General features: G+C 68.5%; 17 protein-coding genes. 6 read left to right on the top strand and 11 right to left on the bottom strand.

The annotated features are described in order from the left end of the window. Positions 1-42: 42 nt before the first annotated feature. Complete coding sequence (locus HMPREF3014_RS07325; protein ID WP_003096615.1) at positions 43-843, bottom strand: AraC family transcriptional regulator; 801 nt, start codon at positions 841-843, stop codon at positions 43-45. After that, entirely contained in the window at positions 843-1,694 is an 852-nt protein-coding gene (locus HMPREF3014_RS07320; protein ID WP_003121310.1) for an SDR family oxidoreductase, read from the bottom strand. Before HMPREF3014_RS07320 ends, HMPREF3014_RS07325 begins: the two co-directional genes overlap by 1 nt. A gap of 137 nt (positions 1,695-1,831) precedes the next feature. Here HMPREF3014_RS07320 and oxyR point away from each other — a divergent pair, with 137 nt between their 5' ends. The 3 genes from oxyR (at position 1,832) to HMPREF3014_RS07305 (ending at position 6,335) form a co-directional block, all read left to right on the top strand. Next, positions 1,832-2,764: an oxidative stress transcriptional regulator OxyR gene (gene oxyR / locus HMPREF3014_RS07315; RefSeq protein WP_003096622.1), complete on the top strand. Its 933-nt coding sequence runs from the start codon at positions 1,832-1,834 to the stop codon at positions 2,762-2,764. After that, positions 2,761-4,836, top strand: coding sequence for an ATP-dependent DNA helicase RecG (gene recG / locus HMPREF3014_RS07310; protein ID WP_023087918.1), 2,076 nt, complete (start codon positions 2,761-2,763; stop codon positions 4,834-4,836). The genes oxyR and recG overlap by 4 nt, the downstream gene beginning before the upstream one ends. Before the next feature lie 89 nt (positions 4,837-4,925). Further along, positions 4,926-6,335: an HDOD domain-containing protein gene (locus tag HMPREF3014_RS07305; RefSeq protein WP_023087919.1), complete on the top strand. Its 1,410-nt coding sequence runs from the start codon at positions 4,926-4,928 to the stop codon at positions 6,333-6,335. 71 nt (positions 6,336-6,406) lie between these two features. Here HMPREF3014_RS07305 and HMPREF3014_RS07300 read toward each other — a convergent pair whose 3' ends face one another. The 9 genes from HMPREF3014_RS07300 to glcD form a co-directional block, all read right to left on the bottom strand. Further along, positions 6,407-6,799 (bottom strand): hypothetical protein, encoded by a 393-nt coding sequence (locus tag HMPREF3014_RS07300; RefSeq protein ID WP_023087920.1) that lies wholly within the window; start codon positions 6,797-6,799, stop codon positions 6,407-6,409. 135 nt (positions 6,800-6,934) lie between these two features. Continuing rightward, positions 6,935-7,207: an HU family DNA-binding protein gene (locus HMPREF3014_RS07295; RefSeq protein ID WP_003096630.1), complete on the bottom strand. Its 273-nt coding sequence runs from the start codon at positions 7,205-7,207 to the stop codon at positions 6,935-6,937. A 201-nt stretch (positions 7,208-7,408) separates the two neighbouring features. Beyond that, a complete protein-coding gene (gene alkT / locus HMPREF3014_RS07290) occupies positions 7,409-8,563 on the bottom strand; it encodes a rubredoxin-NAD(+) reductase AlkT (protein ID WP_003117168.1) in 1,155 nt (384 codons plus the stop codon). Positions 8,564-8,614: 51 nt separating this feature from the next. After that, entirely contained in the window at positions 8,615-8,782 is a 168-nt protein-coding gene (locus tag HMPREF3014_RS07285) for a rubredoxin (RefSeq protein WP_003098329.1), read from the bottom strand. A 183-nt stretch (positions 8,783-8,965) separates the two neighbouring features. Further along, positions 8,966-9,133, bottom strand: a complete 168-nt coding sequence (locus HMPREF3014_RS07280; protein ID WP_003098330.1) for a rubredoxin — start codon at positions 9,131-9,133, stop codon at positions 8,966-8,968. A 133-nt stretch (positions 9,134-9,266) separates the two neighbouring features. Further along, on the bottom strand, positions 9,267-9,668 hold the full coding sequence (locus HMPREF3014_RS07275; protein ID WP_003098332.1) for a heme-binding protein: 402 nt from the start codon (positions 9,666-9,668) through the stop codon (positions 9,267-9,269). A gap of 4 nt (positions 9,669-9,672) precedes the next feature. Continuing rightward, the gene (gene glcF, locus HMPREF3014_RS07270) at positions 9,673-10,899 is read right to left on the bottom strand and encodes a glycolate oxidase subunit GlcF (RefSeq protein ID WP_003136271.1); all 1,227 of its coding nucleotides are present in this window, start codon (positions 10,897-10,899) and stop codon (positions 9,673-9,675) included. 9 nt (positions 10,900-10,908) lie between these two features. Then, on the bottom strand, positions 10,909-11,988 hold the full coding sequence (gene glcE, locus HMPREF3014_RS07265) for a glycolate oxidase subunit GlcE (RefSeq protein ID WP_003117170.1): 1,080 nt from the start codon (positions 11,986-11,988) through the stop codon (positions 10,909-10,911). Beyond that, on the bottom strand, positions 11,988-13,487 hold the full coding sequence (gene glcD / locus HMPREF3014_RS07260) for a glycolate oxidase subunit GlcD (RefSeq protein ID WP_003114372.1): 1,500 nt from the start codon (positions 13,485-13,487) through the stop codon (positions 11,988-11,990). The genes glcE and glcD overlap by 1 nt, the downstream gene beginning before the upstream one ends. A 204-nt stretch (positions 13,488-13,691) precedes the next feature. Here glcD and glcC point away from each other — a divergent pair, with 204 nt between their 5' ends. The 3 genes from glcC (at position 13,692) to ubiA (ending at position 15,980) form a co-directional block, all read left to right on the top strand. After that, positions 13,692-14,447, top strand: a complete 756-nt coding sequence (glcC, locus tag HMPREF3014_RS07255) for a transcriptional regulator GlcC (protein ID WP_003115387.1) — start codon at positions 13,692-13,694, stop codon at positions 14,445-14,447. Between the two features lie 79 nt (positions 14,448-14,526). Beyond that, entirely contained in the window at positions 14,527-15,063 is a 537-nt protein-coding gene (locus HMPREF3014_RS07250) for a chorismate lyase (RefSeq protein ID WP_003114374.1), read from the top strand. Between the two features lie 26 nt (positions 15,064-15,089). After that, on the top strand, positions 15,090-15,980 hold the full coding sequence (gene ubiA, locus HMPREF3014_RS07245) for a 4-hydroxybenzoate octaprenyltransferase (RefSeq protein WP_003104612.1): 891 nt from the start codon (positions 15,090-15,092) through the stop codon (positions 15,978-15,980). The last annotated feature ends 6 nt before the right edge of the window (positions 15,981-15,986 follow it).

Here is a 15,986-nt window from a genome sequence, read left to right as displayed (position 1 = left end):
CTCCAGTCTGTGCAGCGCGGCGGGCGCCGTATTGGAAAAAACTCAGGTCTTGGCGCTGCGCCGGAACTGCCCCGGAGTGACCCCGGTGAAACGCCGGAAGGTCGTGGAGAAGTGCGCCTGGTCGTAGAAGCCGAGGTGCTGGGCGAGTTCCGCCAGCGGCCGCTCTTCCAGCAACAGGCGCTTGGCCTGGCGCACCCGGCATTGCAGTTGGTAGGTATGCGGCGGCACGCCGTAGGCACGCCGGAAAGCCTCGATCAGGTGGCGCGGGTGGCGCTGCAGCAACTGCGCCAGCTGGTCCAGACCGAGCGCCTCGGTGGCATGCGCTTCCAGGTAATCGCGCAGGCGTGCGGTGGTTCCGCCGTCGCGGGGCGCCGCGGCCGCCGGGCGCAAGCCGCCGTGGCGCACGAAGACCTGTTCGAGCAAGGCCAGCAGGCGGCTTTCCAACCCCAATGCGTCGCTGCGCTGGAAGTCCTCGGCCAGTCGCGCCAGGCCAACCGCCACGCTGCCGTCGTCGGCCGGGTTCAGTTCGCCGAAGCCGCGCGGCAACTGTTTGCGGCCGAGCAGGCCGAGCAGGCGCGTTTCCTCGACATAGAGCATCCGGTAGACCAGCCGCTCGGATTCGGCGTGCCCGGTATGTGGCTCTTCCGGGTTCATCAGCGACAGGGTGCCGGCCGGCAGCGCATGGCGCCGCCCGCGGCACTGGTAGCCGCCGACGCCGTGGAGGATCGAGCCGATGGCGAAGGCCGAATGGCTGTGGCGGCCGAACGCCTGGCCGGAGAAGTCCGCATGGAACAGCTCCACGCCAGGCAGCCAGGGACGCGCCAACAACCGGTTGGCAGCCATCAGGCGTCCCCGAGCACCGCCGCGTAGCCCTCGCGGTAGCTGGGATAGCGCGGCACCCAGCCGAGCGCCCGGGCGCGGCGATTGCTGCAACGCTTGCTGCCGGCGCGGCGTACCGAATGTTCGTCGGCCCATTGGCTGACGCCCAGGCGCTGGCGCAGGTAGTCGACCACCTCGTGCATCGCCACGGGCGCGTCGTCGACACCGATGTAGCAGTCCTCCAGCGCCTGGCCGCCGGCATCGGCGCGCAACAGAAAGGCCAGCAGCCCGGCCGCATCGTCGGCGTGGATCCGGTTGGCATACAGGGGCGGCTCGCTGACCACCCGGTACCCCTGGCGCACCTGGTTGAGCAGCCACTCCCGCCCCGGACCGTAGATGCCGGCCAGGCGCACGCGGGTAGCCGGTATCCCGCTGTCCAGCGCGACCTGCTCGGCGTCGAGCATGATCCGTCCGGAATAGGCCTGGGAAAGCGCCGGCGACTCCTCGTCGATCCAGCCGCCATCGGTCTGCGCGTAGACCCCGGTGCTGGAGACGAACAGCAGGCGCCTGGGCCGCTGGCCGCGGGCCTGCAACCAGCCCAGCACATGGCGCAGGCCGTCGACGTAGGCGGCACGGTAGCCAGCCTCGTCGTGCTGACTGGCGGCGGCGCTGTACACCAGGTAGTCGAGCGGCTCGCTCGGCCACTGCGCGGGACACTCCGGAGCCTGCAGATCGCCAGCCACCGGCAGGATCCCCTGCGGCAAGGCGTCCACCGAGCGACGCAGGCCATGGACCCGCCAGCCATCGGCCAGCAGCGCCTCGCCGAGGCGCCCGCCGACATCGCCGCAGCCGGCGATCATCACTGTTTGCGACATGAAGCCGTCTCCTTCCTACAACAAGGCGGGCAGTGTAGGCGTCGAATCGTCTGCAATGCACGCCCGATCATGCCCCCGGAGGTTGGTTCGCGGCGGTGCAGCCGCTATGCTTGGCCGATCTTAACGGATGAGCAGCCATGACCCTCACCGAACTGCGCTACATCGTCACCCTCGCCCAGGAACAACACTTCGGCCGCGCCGCCGAGCGTTGCCACGTCAGCCAACCGACCCTCTCGGTCGGCGTGAAGAAGCTCGAGGACGAGCTGGGGGTGCTGATCTTCGAGCGCAGCAAGAGCGCCGTGCGCCTGACGCCAGTGGGCGAAGGCATCGTCGCCCAGGCGCAGAAGGTCCTCGAACAGGCCCAGGGCATCCGCGAGCTGGCCCAGGCCGGCAAGAACCAGTTGGCCGCGCCGCTGAAGGTCGGCGCCATCTACACCATCGGTCCCTACCTGTTCCCGCACCTGATTCCCCAGCTGCACCGGGTCGCGCCGCAGATGCCGCTGTACATCGAGGAGAACTTCACCCATATCCTCCGCGACAAGCTGCGTACCGGCGAACTCGACGCGATCATCATCGCCCTGCCGTTCCAGGAAGCCGACGTCCTGACCAAGCCGCTGTTCGACGAGCCCTTCTATGTGCTGATGCCGGCCGACCATCCCTGGACCGCCAAGGCCAGCATCGATTCCGAGCTGCTCAACGACAAGAGCCTGCTCCTGCTCGGCGAAGGCCACTGCTTCCGCGACCAGGTGCTGGAAGCCTGCCCGACCGTGCGCAAGGGCGACGAGAACAAGCACACCACGGTGGAGTCCTCGTCGCTGGAGACCATCCGCCACATGGTCGCCTCCGGACTGGGCGTCTCGGTGCTGCCGTTCTCCGCGGTGGACAGCCACCACTACGCGCCGGGCGTCATCGAAGTGCGCCCGTTCAGCGCGCCGGTGCCGTTCCGTACCGTTGCCATCGCCTGGCGCGCCAGCTTCCCGCGTCCACGCGCCATCGAAGTGCTGGCCGACTCGATCCGCCTGTGCTCGGTGGCCCGTCCGCAAACCCAGGAACAACCGCAAATCGCATGACCGAGCTGTCCAGGGTCCCGGTCACCGCGCTAAAGGGCGTAGGCGCCGCGCTGGCGGAGAAGCTCGCTCGGGTAGGCCTGGAAACCCTGCAGGACATCCTGTTCCACCTGCCCCTGCGCTACCAGGACCGTACCCGCGTCACCGCCATCGGCGCCCTGCGGCCAGGGGCCGACGCGGTGGTCGAGGGCGTGGTGGCCGGCGCCGACGTGGTGATGGGGCGCCGCCGCAGCCTGCTGGTGCGCCTGCAGGACGGCAGCGGCACCCTGAGCCTGCGCTTCTACCATTTCAGCCAGGCGCAGAAGGACGGTCTCAAGCGCGGCACCCACCTGCGCTGCTACGGCGAAGTCCGGCCGGGTGCCTCGGGCCTGGAGATCTACCATCCGGAATACCGCGCGCTGAACGGCGACGAGCCGATTCCGGTGGAGCAGACCCTGACGCCGATCTACCCGACTACCGAGGGCCTCACCCAGCAGCGCCTGCGCCAGTTGAGCCAACAGGCCCTGGCCATGCTCGGCCCCAGCAGCCTGCCCGACTGGCTGCCGGCGGAACTGGCCCGCGATTACCAACTTGGCCCGCTCGACCAGGCGATCCGCTACCTGCACCGGCCGCCGCCGGATGCCGACATCGAGGAACTGGCCGAAGGCCGGCACTGGGCGCAGTTGCGCCTGGCCTTCGAAGAACTGCTGACCCACCAGTTATCCCTGCAGCGCCTGCGCGAAGCCGTGCGTTCGCAGGCAGCGCCGCGCTTGCCGGCGGCCAGCCGCTTGCCGAAACGCTTCCTTGCCAACCTCGGCTTCCAGCCGACCGGCGCGCAACGCCGGGTCGGCGCGGAGATCGCCTACGACCTGGCCCAGGACGAACCGATGCTGCGCCTGGTGCAAGGCGACGTCGGCGCCGGCAAGACCGTGGTCGCCGCCCTCGCCGCCCTGCAAGCCATAGAGGCCGGTTACCAGGTGGCGCTGATGGCGCCGACCGAGATCCTCGCCGAGCAGCATTTCCTCAACTTCAGCAAGTGGCTCCAGCCGCTGGACATCGAAGTCGCCTGGCTGGCCGGCAAGCTCAAGGGCAAGGCCCGCGCGGCGGCACTGGAACGCATCGGCGACGGCGCGCCGATGGTGGTCGGCACCCACGCGCTGTTCCAGGATGAAGTGAAATTCAAGCGCCTTGCACTGGCGATCATCGACGAACAGCACCGCTTCGGCGTGCAGCAGCGCCTGGCCCTGCGCCAGAAGGGCGTGGACGGCAGGCTCTGCCCACACCAGTTGATCATGACCGCCACGCCGATCCCGCGGACCCTGGCGATGAGCGCCTATGCCGACCTCGACACCTCGATCCTCGACGAGCTGCCGCCCGGGCGTACCCCGGTGAATACCGTGCTGGTGGCCGACAGCCGCCGTATCGAGGTGATCGAGCGAGTCCGCGCGGCTTGCCGCGAAGGGCGCCAGGCCTACTGGGTGTGTACCCTGATCGAAGAGTCCGAGGAGCTTACCTGCCAGGCCGCCGAGACCACCTACGAAGAGCTTTCCTCGGCGCTGGGCGAACTGCGTGTCGGCCTGATCCACGGGCGCATGAAGCCGGCGGACAAGGCCGTGGTGATGGAGGCCTTCAAGGAAGGCATGTTGCAACTGCTGGTGGCGACCACGGTGATCGAGGTCGGCGTCGACGTGCCCAACGCCAGCCTGATGATCATCGAGAACCCCGAGCGCCTTGGCCTGGCCCAACTGCACCAGCTACGCGGCCGGGTTGGCCGGGGCAGCGCCGCCAGCCACTGCGTGCTGCTCTACCACCCACCGCTGTCGCAGATCGGCCGCGAGCGGCTGGGCATCATGCGCGAAACCAGCGACGGCTTCGTCATCGCCGAGAAGGACCTGGAATTGCGCGGCCCCGGCGAAATGCTCGGCACCCGCCAGACCGGCCTGCTGCAATTCAAGGTCGCCGACCTGATGCGCGACGCAGACCTGCTGCCGGCGGTCCGCGGTGCCGCCCAATCCCTCCTGGCGCACTGGCCGCAGCATGTCAGCCCGCTGCTCGAACGGTGGTTGCGCCACGGCCAGCAATACGGTCAAGTGTGATCTATTTCGCTCTCGCTGACCGGCGTAGGTCTCAGTCTTGAAGCAGCTCTGGTTATACTGAGGGAAAATCCAGCTCGCATGGTCTCGTCATGACAGAAGCCGCCCTGGCCTCCGCCGATGCTCCGCACGCCCCCCAGGTCATCCTCCAGCTGCTCGCCAAGCTAGGCATCGCCTGCCGCGAGGTCAGCGACAGCGCGGAGCTGCCTGCCGCCCGCCGGGTCCAGGCGGTGCTGCTGGACGACGCCGTCGGCACCCTGCTGGTGCTGTTCCCGCAGAGCCAGTTGCTGGACCTCGCCCGGCTCACCGAACTGACCGGCCGCAAGCTGCTGGCGATCAAGCCCGAGCGCCTGGAACGAATGCTCGGCAAGCACGAGTTGCACCGCCTGCCGGCGTTGCCGCCCCTGACCAGTTCGCCCTGCCTGTACGACGAGCGCCTGTTGCAGGAACCGCGCCTGCTGATCGAGTCCGGCCAGCCCGGCATCCTCCTGGAGATCGCCAGCAACGACTTCCGCGGCCTGCTGGGCAAGGCCAGCGCCGCGCGCTTCGGCGAACCGCTGGAAAACATCAACCTGAACCTTGACCGCCCGGACGACGACCGCGCGGAAATCAGCCAGGCCGTGCAGGCCTTCACCGCCCGGCGCATCCAGCAGCGCCTGGAGCAGACCATCGAGATTCCACCGCTGCCGCAGACGGCGCAGAAGATCATCAAGCTGCGGGTCGACCCCAACGCCAGCGTCGACGACATCACCGGCCTGGTGGAAACCGATCCGGCGCTCGCCGCCCAGGTGGTCAGTTGGGCGGCCTCGCCCTACTACGCCGCGCCGGGCAAGATCCGCTCGGTGGAAGACGCGATCGTCCGCGTCCTCGGTTTCGACCTGGTGATCAACCTGGCCCTCGGCCTCGCCCTGGGCAAGAGCCTGAGCCTGCCCAAGGACCAGCCACAGCAGGCCACGCCCTACTGGCAGCAAGCGATCTACACCGCCGCGGTGATCGAGGGCCTGACCCGCGCCATGCCGCGCGAGCTGCGCCCGGAGTCCGGCCTGAGCTACCTGGGCGGCCTGCTGCACAATTTCGGCTACCTGGTCCTGGCGCATGTCTTCCCGCCGCATTTCTCGCTGATCTGCCGGCACCTGGAGGTCAACCCGCACCTCGGCCATGCCTATATCGAACAGCACCTGCTGGGGATCACCCGCGAGCAGATCGGCGCCTGGCTGATGCGCGTCTGGGACATGCCTGACGACCTCTATTGCGCCCTGCGCTTCCAGCAGGACCCCAGCTACACCGGGCCGAACGCGGTCTACGCCAACCTGATCTGCCTGACCAACCGGTTGCTGCGCAACAGCGGCATCGGCGATGGCCCGCAGCAAGCGATTCCGGCGGCATTGTACGAGCGCATGGGGATCACCCCGGAGAAGGCCGGGGACGCCGTGAAAAAGGTGCTGGAAGCGGAAGCGGCCCTGCGCGAACTGGCGGCCCAGTTCAATCGCTTGCCGGGGTGACCGGGTAGTCCGCTGCGAAACGCACTACCGAAAGGCTGCGGCCGCAGCCCGGATGAGATCGAAAGCCGCCCTCAGGCGGCTTTCTTCTCCGGAGCCTTCTTCTTCGGCTTGAGGTACTTCACCAGACCCTGGAACCAGATCACCAGCGCCGGATTGCCCTGTATCTGGATGTCCTTGTTCTGGATGCCCTGCATGAAGGCCAACTGCGGGTTCTTCGAAGTCATCGCGGCGAAACCGTAGGCTCCGTCCTTGAACCCCAGGGAAAATGCCGGTTGCGGATGGGTACCGCGCTTGCTGCTGACGCGCAGGTCCCTGACCAGGTAGTGGCGCGCCACCTTGCCGTCGAGGGTATGCAACTGGAACACCAGGTCCTTGCCCTCGAGCTGCTTCTGGAAAGCGGGATTGTCGCGGCTGACCTTGGCCATCAGGCGACCAAGCATCCACAGGAGAAGACGAAATTTCATGCACGCGCCTCGATATCCGGGGAGATGAGCGGCGCATTGTAGCTGTTCGCGAGGAGGACTACAGCTGTCCTTTCGATGAGCGCGGAAGCGTCTTCGACGAAGCCCGGAGCCGCTCTGACTCCGGGCTCTCGGCGGTCAGTTGACCGCGTCGCGCAGGGCCTTGCCCGGCTTGAAGGCGACGGTGTTGCTGGCCTTGATCTTCACCGGCTGGCCGGTCTGCGGGTTCTTCCCCGTGCGGGCTCCGCGATGGCGTTGCAGGAAGGTGCCGAAACCGACCAGGGTCACGCTGTCCTTGCGGTTCAGCGCGCCGGTGATTTCATCCAACAGGGCGTTGAGAACGCGATTGGCCTGTTCCTTGGTGAGATCGGCCTTTTCGGCGATAGCGGCGGCTAGTTCTGGTTTACGCATAGTTGCCTCTTTGACGGTTTGTTGTTTTTGTGTCCGTGCTGTCTTCCCAGCAGCGCTCAAAGGCACCGCAGTCCACCGGAACCATAGGCTCTAGACTGCGGTAGACGCGATGGAGGATGGCATGCTCCCGAGGACTGCGCCAGTATCGTCCGACAATTTTGCCGCAAGTCTCGACGGCATAACGGCCGGAACCAATGGCATTCAAGCCATGAGGCCGGGTAACTCTTTGTTCAGGGCCAATTTTTCGTTCACCGCCGCTCCGGTCAGGGCATAACCGATCACTCGACCAGCGGTATCCCGGCACAGGACCTTGAGGTCCGTTCCAGAGCCTTCCACTAGCCATTGGCCATCCATTCCGCGGGGCGGCGGCGACACCACCAGCGGGCAGGCCGGGGTCTTCACCGTCACCGGCATGGGACCGTAGGCCACCTGGCTGGGGTTGCCGGCGAGGGTCTGCGCCAGCGCGCGTGCGCAAGCCATCAGCGGCATCACATAGAGCAGGTTGAGGCCGTCCACTTCGGCGCAGTCGCCCAGCGCGTAGATGTTGGCGTGGGAGGTGCGCAGCGAGCGGTCGACGACGATCCCGCGGTTGACCGCCAGCCCGGCGGCGAAGGCCAGTTCGGTGCGCGGACGCAGGCCGACGGCGGAGACCACCAGGTCGCAGGGAATCACCTCGCCATCCGAAAGATGCGCTTCCAGCCCCTCGCCGGCCTTCTTCAGGCTGGCCAGCACCGGCCCCAGGTGGAAGCGCACGCCGAGGCCTTCCAGGCCTGCCTGCACGGCCTTCGCCGCGGCCGGGTGGAGCAGGCCCGGCATGACCTGCTCGCAAGGCGCCACCACGTCGAGCTGGTAGCCGCCGCTGGAGAGGTCGTTGGCGAATTCGCAACCGATCAGCCCCGCACCGAGCAGCAGTACCCGGTGCTTGCCGGCAGCCGCCTGGCGGAAGCGCGCGTAGTCTTCCAGGTCGTTGATCGGGTAGAGCGCGTCCTGGGCATCGCCCTCGACCGGCACCCGGATCGGCTCCGCGCCCCAGGCCAGGACCAGGTCGCGATAACGCACCTCTTCCTCGCCGATCCAGATCCGCTGATGGCCGGGATCGATACCGGTGACCCGGGTATGGGTCAGGATGCGTGCGTTCAGTTGCTCGGCCATGGCGCCCGGTTCGGCCATGGCCAGGCCGTCGGCGTCCTTGTTCTTCGAGAAGCCGGTGGAGAGCATCGGCTTGGAATAGGAACGGCCGTCGTCGGCGGTGATCATCAGCAGCGGCGTCTCGCTGTCCAGCTTGCGCCACTCGCGGGCCAGGTTGTAGCCCGCCAGGCCGGTTCCGATGATTACCAGGGGCGCACGCTCGCTCATTTCCGTTCCTCTGTGATTGCCGGCGCCGGGCGCCGCTTCTGTGGATTTCGCTCAGGCGATCTCGATCATCTCGAAATCGATCTTGCCGACACCGCAATCCGGGCAGACCCAGTCCGCCGGGATGTCTTCCCAACGGGTTCCCGCCGGAATGCCTTCTTCGGGCAGGCCCAGGGCTTCGTCGTAGATGAAGCCGCAGACCACGCATTGCCACTTGCGCATAGCCACCCTCCTCGTTCGTCGAACCTAGCTCAGCGTCGGTGGCCGGCCAACGGCAAGGCTGCCGGGCGTTCCCGGCAGGACAGTCAATGACCGGACCCAAGTCCCAAGGATAACTCCTGGACGGCCGCTGGCCAGGCATGAAAAAAGGCGGCCAGGGCCGCCTTCTTCGCCGGCGAGCGGGGCTCAGCCGATTTCGATCATCTCGAAGTCCAGCTTGCCGACGCCGCAGTCGGGGCACAGCCAGTCTTCAGGCACGTCTTCCCAGCGCGTTCCCGCCTCGATGCCTTCTTCCGGCCAGCCTTTGGCCTCGTCATAGATCAGTCCACACACCACGCATTGCCACTTCTTCATTGTTTACCTCGGGCGGGTTACCACGGTTCAGCGCCGGCAACCTATAACAAATCCACCCTGTCCGCCAACCTGCCCGAAAGGCAAGGTGGTGCCGAACGGGCCAACCAAAGATGGGTGGTGCCCACCGGTCGCCTCACAACCCCTCGGCTCCGATCCGCGCCACCCGGGCATCCTCTTCGGCGCGTACGCCGGAAACCCCGACCGCGCCGACCACCTGTCCGTCCACCAGGATCGGCACACCGCCCTCCAGGGTGGCCTGCAGCAGCGGCACCGAGAGGAAGGCGCTGCGTCCGCCGTTGATCATGTCCTCGTAGCGCTTCGTTTCCCGGCGTCCCAGGGCGGCGCTGCGGGCCTTTTCCGTCGCGATGTAGGCACCGATCGGCGCGCAGCCGTCGAGGCGCTCCAGCGCCAGCGGGTGGCCGCCGTCGTCGACCACCGCGATGCTCACCGCCCAGCCTTGGCGCTGTGCCTCCTCGCGGGCCGCGCCAAGGACGCGGGCGACCTCCTCGCGGCCGAGTACCGGCTTGCTGTGCATGGTTTCACTCTCCTCCGGGCAAGGCCTGGTCGAGCAGCTCGATCCAGTGGCGTACCGGGGTCCGTCCGGCCCCGTCGAGATGGGCCTGGCAACCGACGTTGGCCGTGGCGATGACATCCGGCGCGCCGCTTTCCAGGGCGTCCAGGCGGTTGTCGCGCAGACGCCGGGACAGCGCCGGCTGGGTCAGCGAGTAGGTGCCGGCGGACCCGCAGCAGAGATGACCGTCGGCCACCTCGGTGAGATGGAAGCCCAGTCGCCGCAGCACCGCCTCCACGGCCCCGCCCAGTCGTTGCGCGTGCTGCAGTGTGCATGGGCAGTGGAACGCCAGGCGCTGGTCGCAGCGCAGGCCGAGGGACTCCAGCGGCTCGTCGCGAAGCACTTCCACCAGGTCGCGGGCAGCGGCGGCGACCTCGCGCGCCTTGTCCGCGTACCGTGGGTCGTCGCGCAGCAGGTAGGCGTAGTCCTTGACGAAGGCGCCGCAGCCGCTGGCGGTCTGCACGATGGCCTCGGCACCCTCGCGCAGCAACGGCCACCAGGCGTCGATATTGCGCCGCGCGCGCTGGCGGCCGCGCTCCTGCGCATCCAGGTGGAAATCCAGCGCGCCGCAGCAGCCGGCCGCGGCCGCCGGCGTCACGCTGATTCCCAGGCGGTCCAGAACCCGCGCGGCGGCGGCGTTGGTGTTCGGCGACAGCGCCGGCTGCACGCAACCTTCGAGCAGCAGCACGCGCCGCGCATGCCGGGGCTGCGGCCGCCTGCCCGGCGCCGCGACCCGACGTGGCAGCTTGCCCTGCATCGCCTCAGGCAGCAGAGGCCTCAGCCGCCCGGCAGCGCCGGCCAGCGCGCCGAACAACCCCGGGCGCGGGGCCAGCAGGCGCAGCCCGTCGCGCAGCAGGCGTTGCCGGAAGCCGCGCGGCAGGCGTTCGGCGAGTAGGTCGCGGCCGATATCCAGCAGCTTGTGGTACTCGACTCCGGACGGGCAGGTGGTTTCGCAGTTGCGGCAGCTCAGGCAGCGATCGAGGTGCAGGCGGGTGCGCTCGCTGGCCTCGTCGCGCTCGAGGAACTGCTTGATCAGGTAGATCCGTCCGCGCGGGCCGTCGAGTTCGTCGCCCAGCTCCTGGTAGGTCGGGCAGGTGGCGTTGCAGAAACCGCAGTGCACGCAGCTGCGCAGGATGCGCTCGGCTTCGGCGGCCTCGGCGCGTTGCCGGGCGGAATCGCAGAGGTTGGTTTGCATCGCGCCTCCTCAGAGTTCGGCGTACATCCGCCCGGGATTGAAGATGCCCTGCGGGTCGAGCTGGCGTTTGAGTGCCCGGTGCAGGCCGAGCAGTCCAGGCGGTAGCGGCTGGAACGGCGCATCGAGATGGCCGGCGCGGTAGCAGGTGGCGTGGCCGCCATGGGCGGCGGTCCACGCACGGATGTCCGCGGCCGGCGCGTCGCTCTTCAGCCAGCGCAGCGCCCCGCCCCAGTCCAGCAACTGACGACCGGGCAACGGCGTCTCCGGCGCCAGCGCCGGCAGCGACAGGCGCCAGAGCGGTCGCGGGTCGTCGAAGAACGGCAGGCGCTGCTCGCGCAGGTCGGCCCAGAAGCCGTCCTCGAGCGCTTCGCCACCGAGGCGGTCGCGCGCCGAGCGTACCGAGCCCTCGCCGCCCTCCAGGCGCAGGCGCAGGGCTTCGCCGTCGTGGCAGGCCGCACTGATCGGCAATGGCTGGCCTCCCCACTCGGCCAGCTTGCGCAACGCCGTCGCCACCGGCAGGTCCAGGCTCAGGCCGGCCTGGCAGCGCGGCATGGGCAGCACCTTGAAGGACACTTCGGTGACCACCCCGAGGCAACCGAAGCTGCCCGCCAGCAACCGCGACAGGTCGTAGCCGGCGACGTTCTTCATCACCTCGCCGCCGAAGCGCAGGTGGGTGCCCAGGCCACTGATCAGCCGCGTGCCGAGGACGAAATCGCGTACCGCTCCCGCCCAGGGCCGGCGCGGTCCGGACAGGCCGCTGGCGAGCACCCCGCCGACCGTCGCCCGGCCGCCGAAACCCGGCGCCTCGCAGGCAAGCATCTGCCCGCCGCGCGCCAGCACGGCCTGTAGCTCGTCCAGCGGCGTACCGGCACGGGCGGTGATCACCAGTTCGCAGGGATCGTAGGCGACGATCCCACGGTGTTCGGCGAGCGCCAGCGGTTCGCCCGCAACCGGCCTGCCGAGGAACGCCTTGCTATCGCCGCCGACGATGCGCAGCGGCGCGCGCCGCGCCAGGGCGTCGCGGACCCGCTCGAGCAGCGCGCCGGCATGGTCGGCGCCAGCGTCCGGATCGAAATACGGCTGGCTCATCAGAAACGCTCCAGTTCGGGGAACGGCAGTCGACCGTGGTGGACGTGCATGGCGCCGAACTCGGCGCAGCGATGCAGGGTGGGCACGTTCTTGCCGGGATTGAGCAGCCCGGCCGGGTCGAACGCCGCCTTCACGGCGTGGAACAGGGTCAGCTCGTCGGCATTGAACTGAGCGCACATCTGGTTGATCTTCTCGCGGCCGACGCCATGTTCGCCGGTGATGCTGCCGCCTACCGCCACGCACAACTCGAGGATCCTGCCGCCCAGCGCTTCAGCGCGCTCCAGCTCGCCCGCCAGGTTGGCGTCGAAGAGGATCAGCGGGTGCATGTTGCCGTCGCCGGCGTGGAATACGTTGGCCACCCGCAGGCCGTATTCGCGCGAAAGCTCGGCGATGCCATGCAGCACCCGCGGCAGCTCGCGGCGCGGGATGCTGCCGTCCATGCAGTAGTAATCGGGGGAAATCCGCCCGACCGCCGGAAACGCATTCTTGCGCCCGGCCCAGAAGCGCTGGCGCTCGGCCTCGTCTTGGGCCTGTCGCACCGAGGTGGCGCCAGCCGCCTCGAACAGCTCGCGGACCCGCTCGCAATCCTCGTGCACGTCGGCTTCCACGCCATCCAGTTCGCAGAGCAGGATCGCCGCCGCGTCGACCGGGTAACCGGCGTGGATGAAATCCTCAGCGGCGCGGATCGACAGGTTGTCCATCATTTCCAGCCCGGCCGGGACGATGCCGGCACCGATCAGGTCGGCCACCGCCCGCCCGGCGCTTTCCACATCGTCGAAGCTGGCCAGCAGGACCTTCGCCACCGGCGGGCGCGGCAACAGCCTGACGGTGACCTCCACCACCACGCCGAGCAGCCCTTCGGAGCCGGTGAACAGCGCCAGCAGGTCGAAGCCGGCGCTGTCCAGGGCGCTGGACCCCAGGCTCAGGCGCTCGCCTTCCAGGGTCACGATGTCCACCTGCAACAGGTTGTGCACGGTCAGGCCGTACTTCAGGCAATGCACGCCGCCGGCGTTCTCCGCGACGTTGCCGCCGATGGAGCAGGCGATCTGCGAGGACGGGTCCGGTGCGTAGTACAGACCATGAGGGGCAGCGGCCTGGGAGATCGCCAGGTTGCGCACGCCAGGCTGGACCCGGGCGAAACGACCCAGCGGATCGATCTCGAGGATCCGCCGGAAACGCGCCATCACCAGCAGCACGCCGTTCTCCAGCGGCAGCGCGCCGCCGGACAGGCCGGTGCCGGCACCGCGCGCCACGACCGGCACCTTCAGCCGATGGCAGAGGGCGAGCAGGCCCTGAACCTGTTCGATGCGTTCCGGCAATGCCACCAGCAACGGCGTGCAGCGATACGCCGAGAGTCCGTCGCACTCGTAGGGACGCAGGTCTTCCGCGGCGTGCAGCAGTTCGAGGTCGGGCAGGCGGAGGCGCAACTCGGCCAGCAGGCCATCCTTGTCCACCTGCGGCAGCGGACCGTCCAGACGCTCGTCGTAGAGGATGTTCATGGCGGCTGTCCTTGTTGTGGTTGTCGGCGGGATCAGCAAGCGTCCACAGCCTGTACCGCGCGGACGCCGGGGTCCAGCAGGCGTCTAACTGGTCCTACCAGTATCACCAGGAGCCATGGGCATGAGGCGCATGCTAGAAAGTCCCTGAGCTTCTATAGTGAGTAACGACAGCCAACTGGTCCTACCAGTGCAACGGGAGCTTCCATGCAGAAACAGCGGGTGGCCGACCAGGTCGCAGAGCGTATCGAGCGGCTGATCGTCGACGGCGTGCTCAAGGTCGGCCAGGCTCTGCCGTCCGAGCGGCGCCTGGTGGCCAAGCTCGGCTGCTCGCGCTCGGCCCTGCGCGAGGGCCTGCGGGCGCTGCGCGGGCGCGGCATCATCGACACCGAGCATGGCCGTGGGTCGTTCGTCGCCGACCTCGACCGCAACGCCGACGTCAGCCCGCTGATGCACCTGTTCGGCTCCCAGCCGCGCACCCTCTACGACCTGCTCGAAGTCCGCGCCCTGCTGGAGGGCGAGGCGGCCCGCCTGGCAGCGCTACGCGGCACCGAGGCAGACTTCGTCCTGCTCGCCCGGCGCTACGAAGAGATGCTCGCCAGCCACGAGGAAACCCAGCCGATCGATCCCCGCGAGCACGCCCGCCGCGACCACGCGTTCCACCGGGCGATCAGCGAGGCATCGCACAATCCGGTGCTGGTGCATACCCTGCAATCGCTCAACGAACTGCTGCTGAGCACGGTGTTCGCCTCAGTGAACAACCTCTATCACCGGCCGCCGCAGAAACGCCAGATCGACCGCCAGCACGCGCGCCTCTACGCGGCCCTCCGCGAGCGCCAGCCGGACCAGGCGCAACGGGCGGCGCGCGAACATATCCACAGCATCCGCGACAACCTGCGGGAGATCGAGCAGGAAGAACAGCGCCTGGTCCGCGCCACCCTGCGCCTGAACGGCTGGGGGTGACGCGCCACCGCGTCGCAGACCGGCCGCCGGCCGAACGTGCTACCCTCGCCGCCTTCTGCCGCCGTCTCGTAGTCCCGTCATGCCCAGCAATGCGCTCTGGCTTCGCGCCGACCAACTGTCCAGCGTCTCCCCCGCCGTCCTCGACTGGCTGTTCGACGAGGGGTCGCTGACCCGGCGCCTGACCGCCCTGGCCGACGGCGCGTTCCGCGTCGAACCCCTGCTGGAAGGCTGGCAGACCCTGCGCGACGACGAATGCCAGGGGCTCGACGTCCCTACCGGCAGTAGCGGCTGGGTCCGCGAGGTCTACCTGCATGGCCACGACCGTCCCTGGGTGTTCGCCCGCAGCGTGGCGGCGCGCAGCGCCCTGGAAGGCTCGGGCTTCGACCTGGCGCTGCTCGGCACCCGCTCGCTGGGCGAGTTGCTGTTCAGCGACAGCGCCTTCGAGCGCGGGCCCATCGAAGTCTGCCGCTATCCGGCGGCCGGTCTGCCCGCCGAGGTCCGCGCCGAGGGTCTCTGGGGCCGTCGCTCACGGTTTTCCCGCGGCGCGCTCGGGGTGCTGGTAGCGGAGGTGTACCTACCGCGCCTGTGGGACCAGGCGGGAATCGCCGACGTATAATCCCCCGGTCGACTCCGGAGGTCCCCATGTTCGTCACCCTGATCAAGCCGCTGGCCCGCCTGCACCCCCGCGCCTGGGACTTCGTCCAACTGGTGCGGCTGGACCGGCCGATCGGCATCTACCTGCTGCTCTGGCCGACCCTCTGGTCGCTGTGGATCGCCGCGGACGGCGTGCCGGAACTGAAGAACCTGCTGATCTTCGTCCTCGGCGTCATCCTGATGCGCGCCGCCGGCTGCGTGATCAACGATTTCGCCGACCGCAATTTCGACGGCCATGTCGCACGCACCAAGGCGCGCCCGCTGGCCACCGGCAAGATCAGCGTGCGCGAGGCCTGGATCACCTTCGCCGTCCTGGTCGCGCTGAGCTTCGGCCTGGTCCTGCTGACCAATGCAACGACCGTCTGGCTGTCGTTCGGCGCGGTAGCCGTGGCCTCGCTCTACCCCTTCATGAAGCGCTACACCTACTATCCGCAGGTGGTGCTGGGCGCCGCCTATTCCTGGGGCATCCTGATGGCCTTCACCGCCGAGCGCGGCGAATTGCCGGCCAGCGCCTGGCTGCTGTTCCTGGCCAACGTGCTGTGGACGGTCGCCTATGACTCCTACTACGCGATGACCGACCGCGAGGACGACCTGAAGATCGGCATCAAGTCCACCGCAATCCTCTTCGGCGATGCCGACCGCCTGATCATCGGCAGCCTGCAGGGCCTGACCCTGCTCCTGCTAGTGCTGGCCGGCAACCGCTTCGAACTGGGCCTGTGCTTCTACCTCGGCCTGGCGGTGGCGGCGGCCTGCTTCGTCTGGGAAGCCTGGTCGACCCGCGACCGCGACCCGCAGGCCTGCTTCCGCGCCTTCCTGCACAACCACTGGGCTGGCCTGGCGATCTTCCTCGGCACGGTCGCCGACTACGCGCTGCGTTGAGCGGCG

Source organism: Pseudomonas sp. HMSC065H01 (genome assembly GCF_001815235.1).
Taxonomy (GTDB): domain Bacteria; phylum Pseudomonadota; class Gammaproteobacteria; order Pseudomonadales; family Pseudomonadaceae; genus Pseudomonas; species Pseudomonas aeruginosa.
This window is presented reverse-complemented; position numbering and strand designations above follow the sequence as displayed.

What these genes read in the sequence shown, in the direction of transcription:
- HMPREF3014_RS07325 (WP_003096615.1), bottom strand. Translation starts at nt 843, where the DNA reads ATGGCTGCCAACCGGTTGTTGGCGCGTCCCTGGCTGCCTGGCGTGGAG.
- HMPREF3014_RS07320 (WP_003121310.1), bottom strand. Translation starts at nt 1,694, where the DNA reads ATGTCGCAAACAGTGATGATCGCCGGCTGCGGCGATGTCGGCGGGCGC.
- oxyR (WP_003096622.1), top strand. Translation starts at nt 1,832, where the DNA reads ATGACCCTCACCGAACTGCGCTACATCGTCACCCTCGCCCAGGAACAA.
- recG (WP_023087918.1), top strand. Translation starts at nt 2,761, where the DNA reads ATGACCGAGCTGTCCAGGGTCCCGGTCACCGCGCTAAAGGGCGTAGGC.
- HMPREF3014_RS07305 (WP_023087919.1), top strand. Translation starts at nt 4,926, where the DNA reads ATGACAGAAGCCGCCCTGGCCTCCGCCGATGCTCCGCACGCCCCCCAG.
- HMPREF3014_RS07300 (WP_023087920.1), bottom strand. Translation starts at nt 6,799, where the DNA reads ATGAAATTTCGTCTTCTCCTGTGGATGCTTGGTCGCCTGATGGCCAAG.
- HMPREF3014_RS07295 (WP_003096630.1), bottom strand. Translation starts at nt 7,207, where the DNA reads ATGCGTAAACCAGAACTAGCCGCCGCTATCGCCGAAAAGGCCGATCTC.
- alkT (WP_003117168.1), bottom strand. Translation starts at nt 8,563, where the DNA reads ATGAGCGAGCGTGCGCCCCTGGTAATCATCGGAACCGGCCTGGCGGGC.
- HMPREF3014_RS07285 (WP_003098329.1), bottom strand. Translation starts at nt 8,782, where the DNA reads ATGCGCAAGTGGCAATGCGTGGTCTGCGGCTTCATCTACGACGAAGCC.
- HMPREF3014_RS07280 (WP_003098330.1), bottom strand. Translation starts at nt 9,133, where the DNA reads ATGAAGAAGTGGCAATGCGTGGTGTGTGGACTGATCTATGACGAGGCC.
- HMPREF3014_RS07275 (WP_003098332.1), bottom strand. Translation starts at nt 9,668, where the DNA reads ATGCACAGCAAGCCGGTACTCGGCCGCGAGGAGGTCGCCCGCGTCCTT.
- glcF (WP_003136271.1), bottom strand. Translation starts at nt 10,899, where the DNA reads ATGCAAACCAACCTCTGCGATTCCGCCCGGCAACGCGCCGAGGCCGCC.
- glcE (WP_003117170.1), bottom strand. Translation starts at nt 11,988, where the DNA reads ATGAGCCAGCCGTATTTCGATCCGGACGCTGGCGCCGACCATGCCGGC.
- glcD (WP_003114372.1), bottom strand. Translation starts at nt 13,487, where the DNA reads ATGAACATCCTCTACGACGAGCGTCTGGACGGTCCGCTGCCGCAGGTG.
- glcC (WP_003115387.1), top strand. Translation starts at nt 13,692, where the DNA reads ATGCAGAAACAGCGGGTGGCCGACCAGGTCGCAGAGCGTATCGAGCGG.
- HMPREF3014_RS07250 (WP_003114374.1), top strand. Translation starts at nt 14,527, where the DNA reads ATGCCCAGCAATGCGCTCTGGCTTCGCGCCGACCAACTGTCCAGCGTC.
- ubiA (WP_003104612.1), top strand. Translation starts at nt 15,090, where the DNA reads ATGTTCGTCACCCTGATCAAGCCGCTGGCCCGCCTGCACCCCCGCGCC.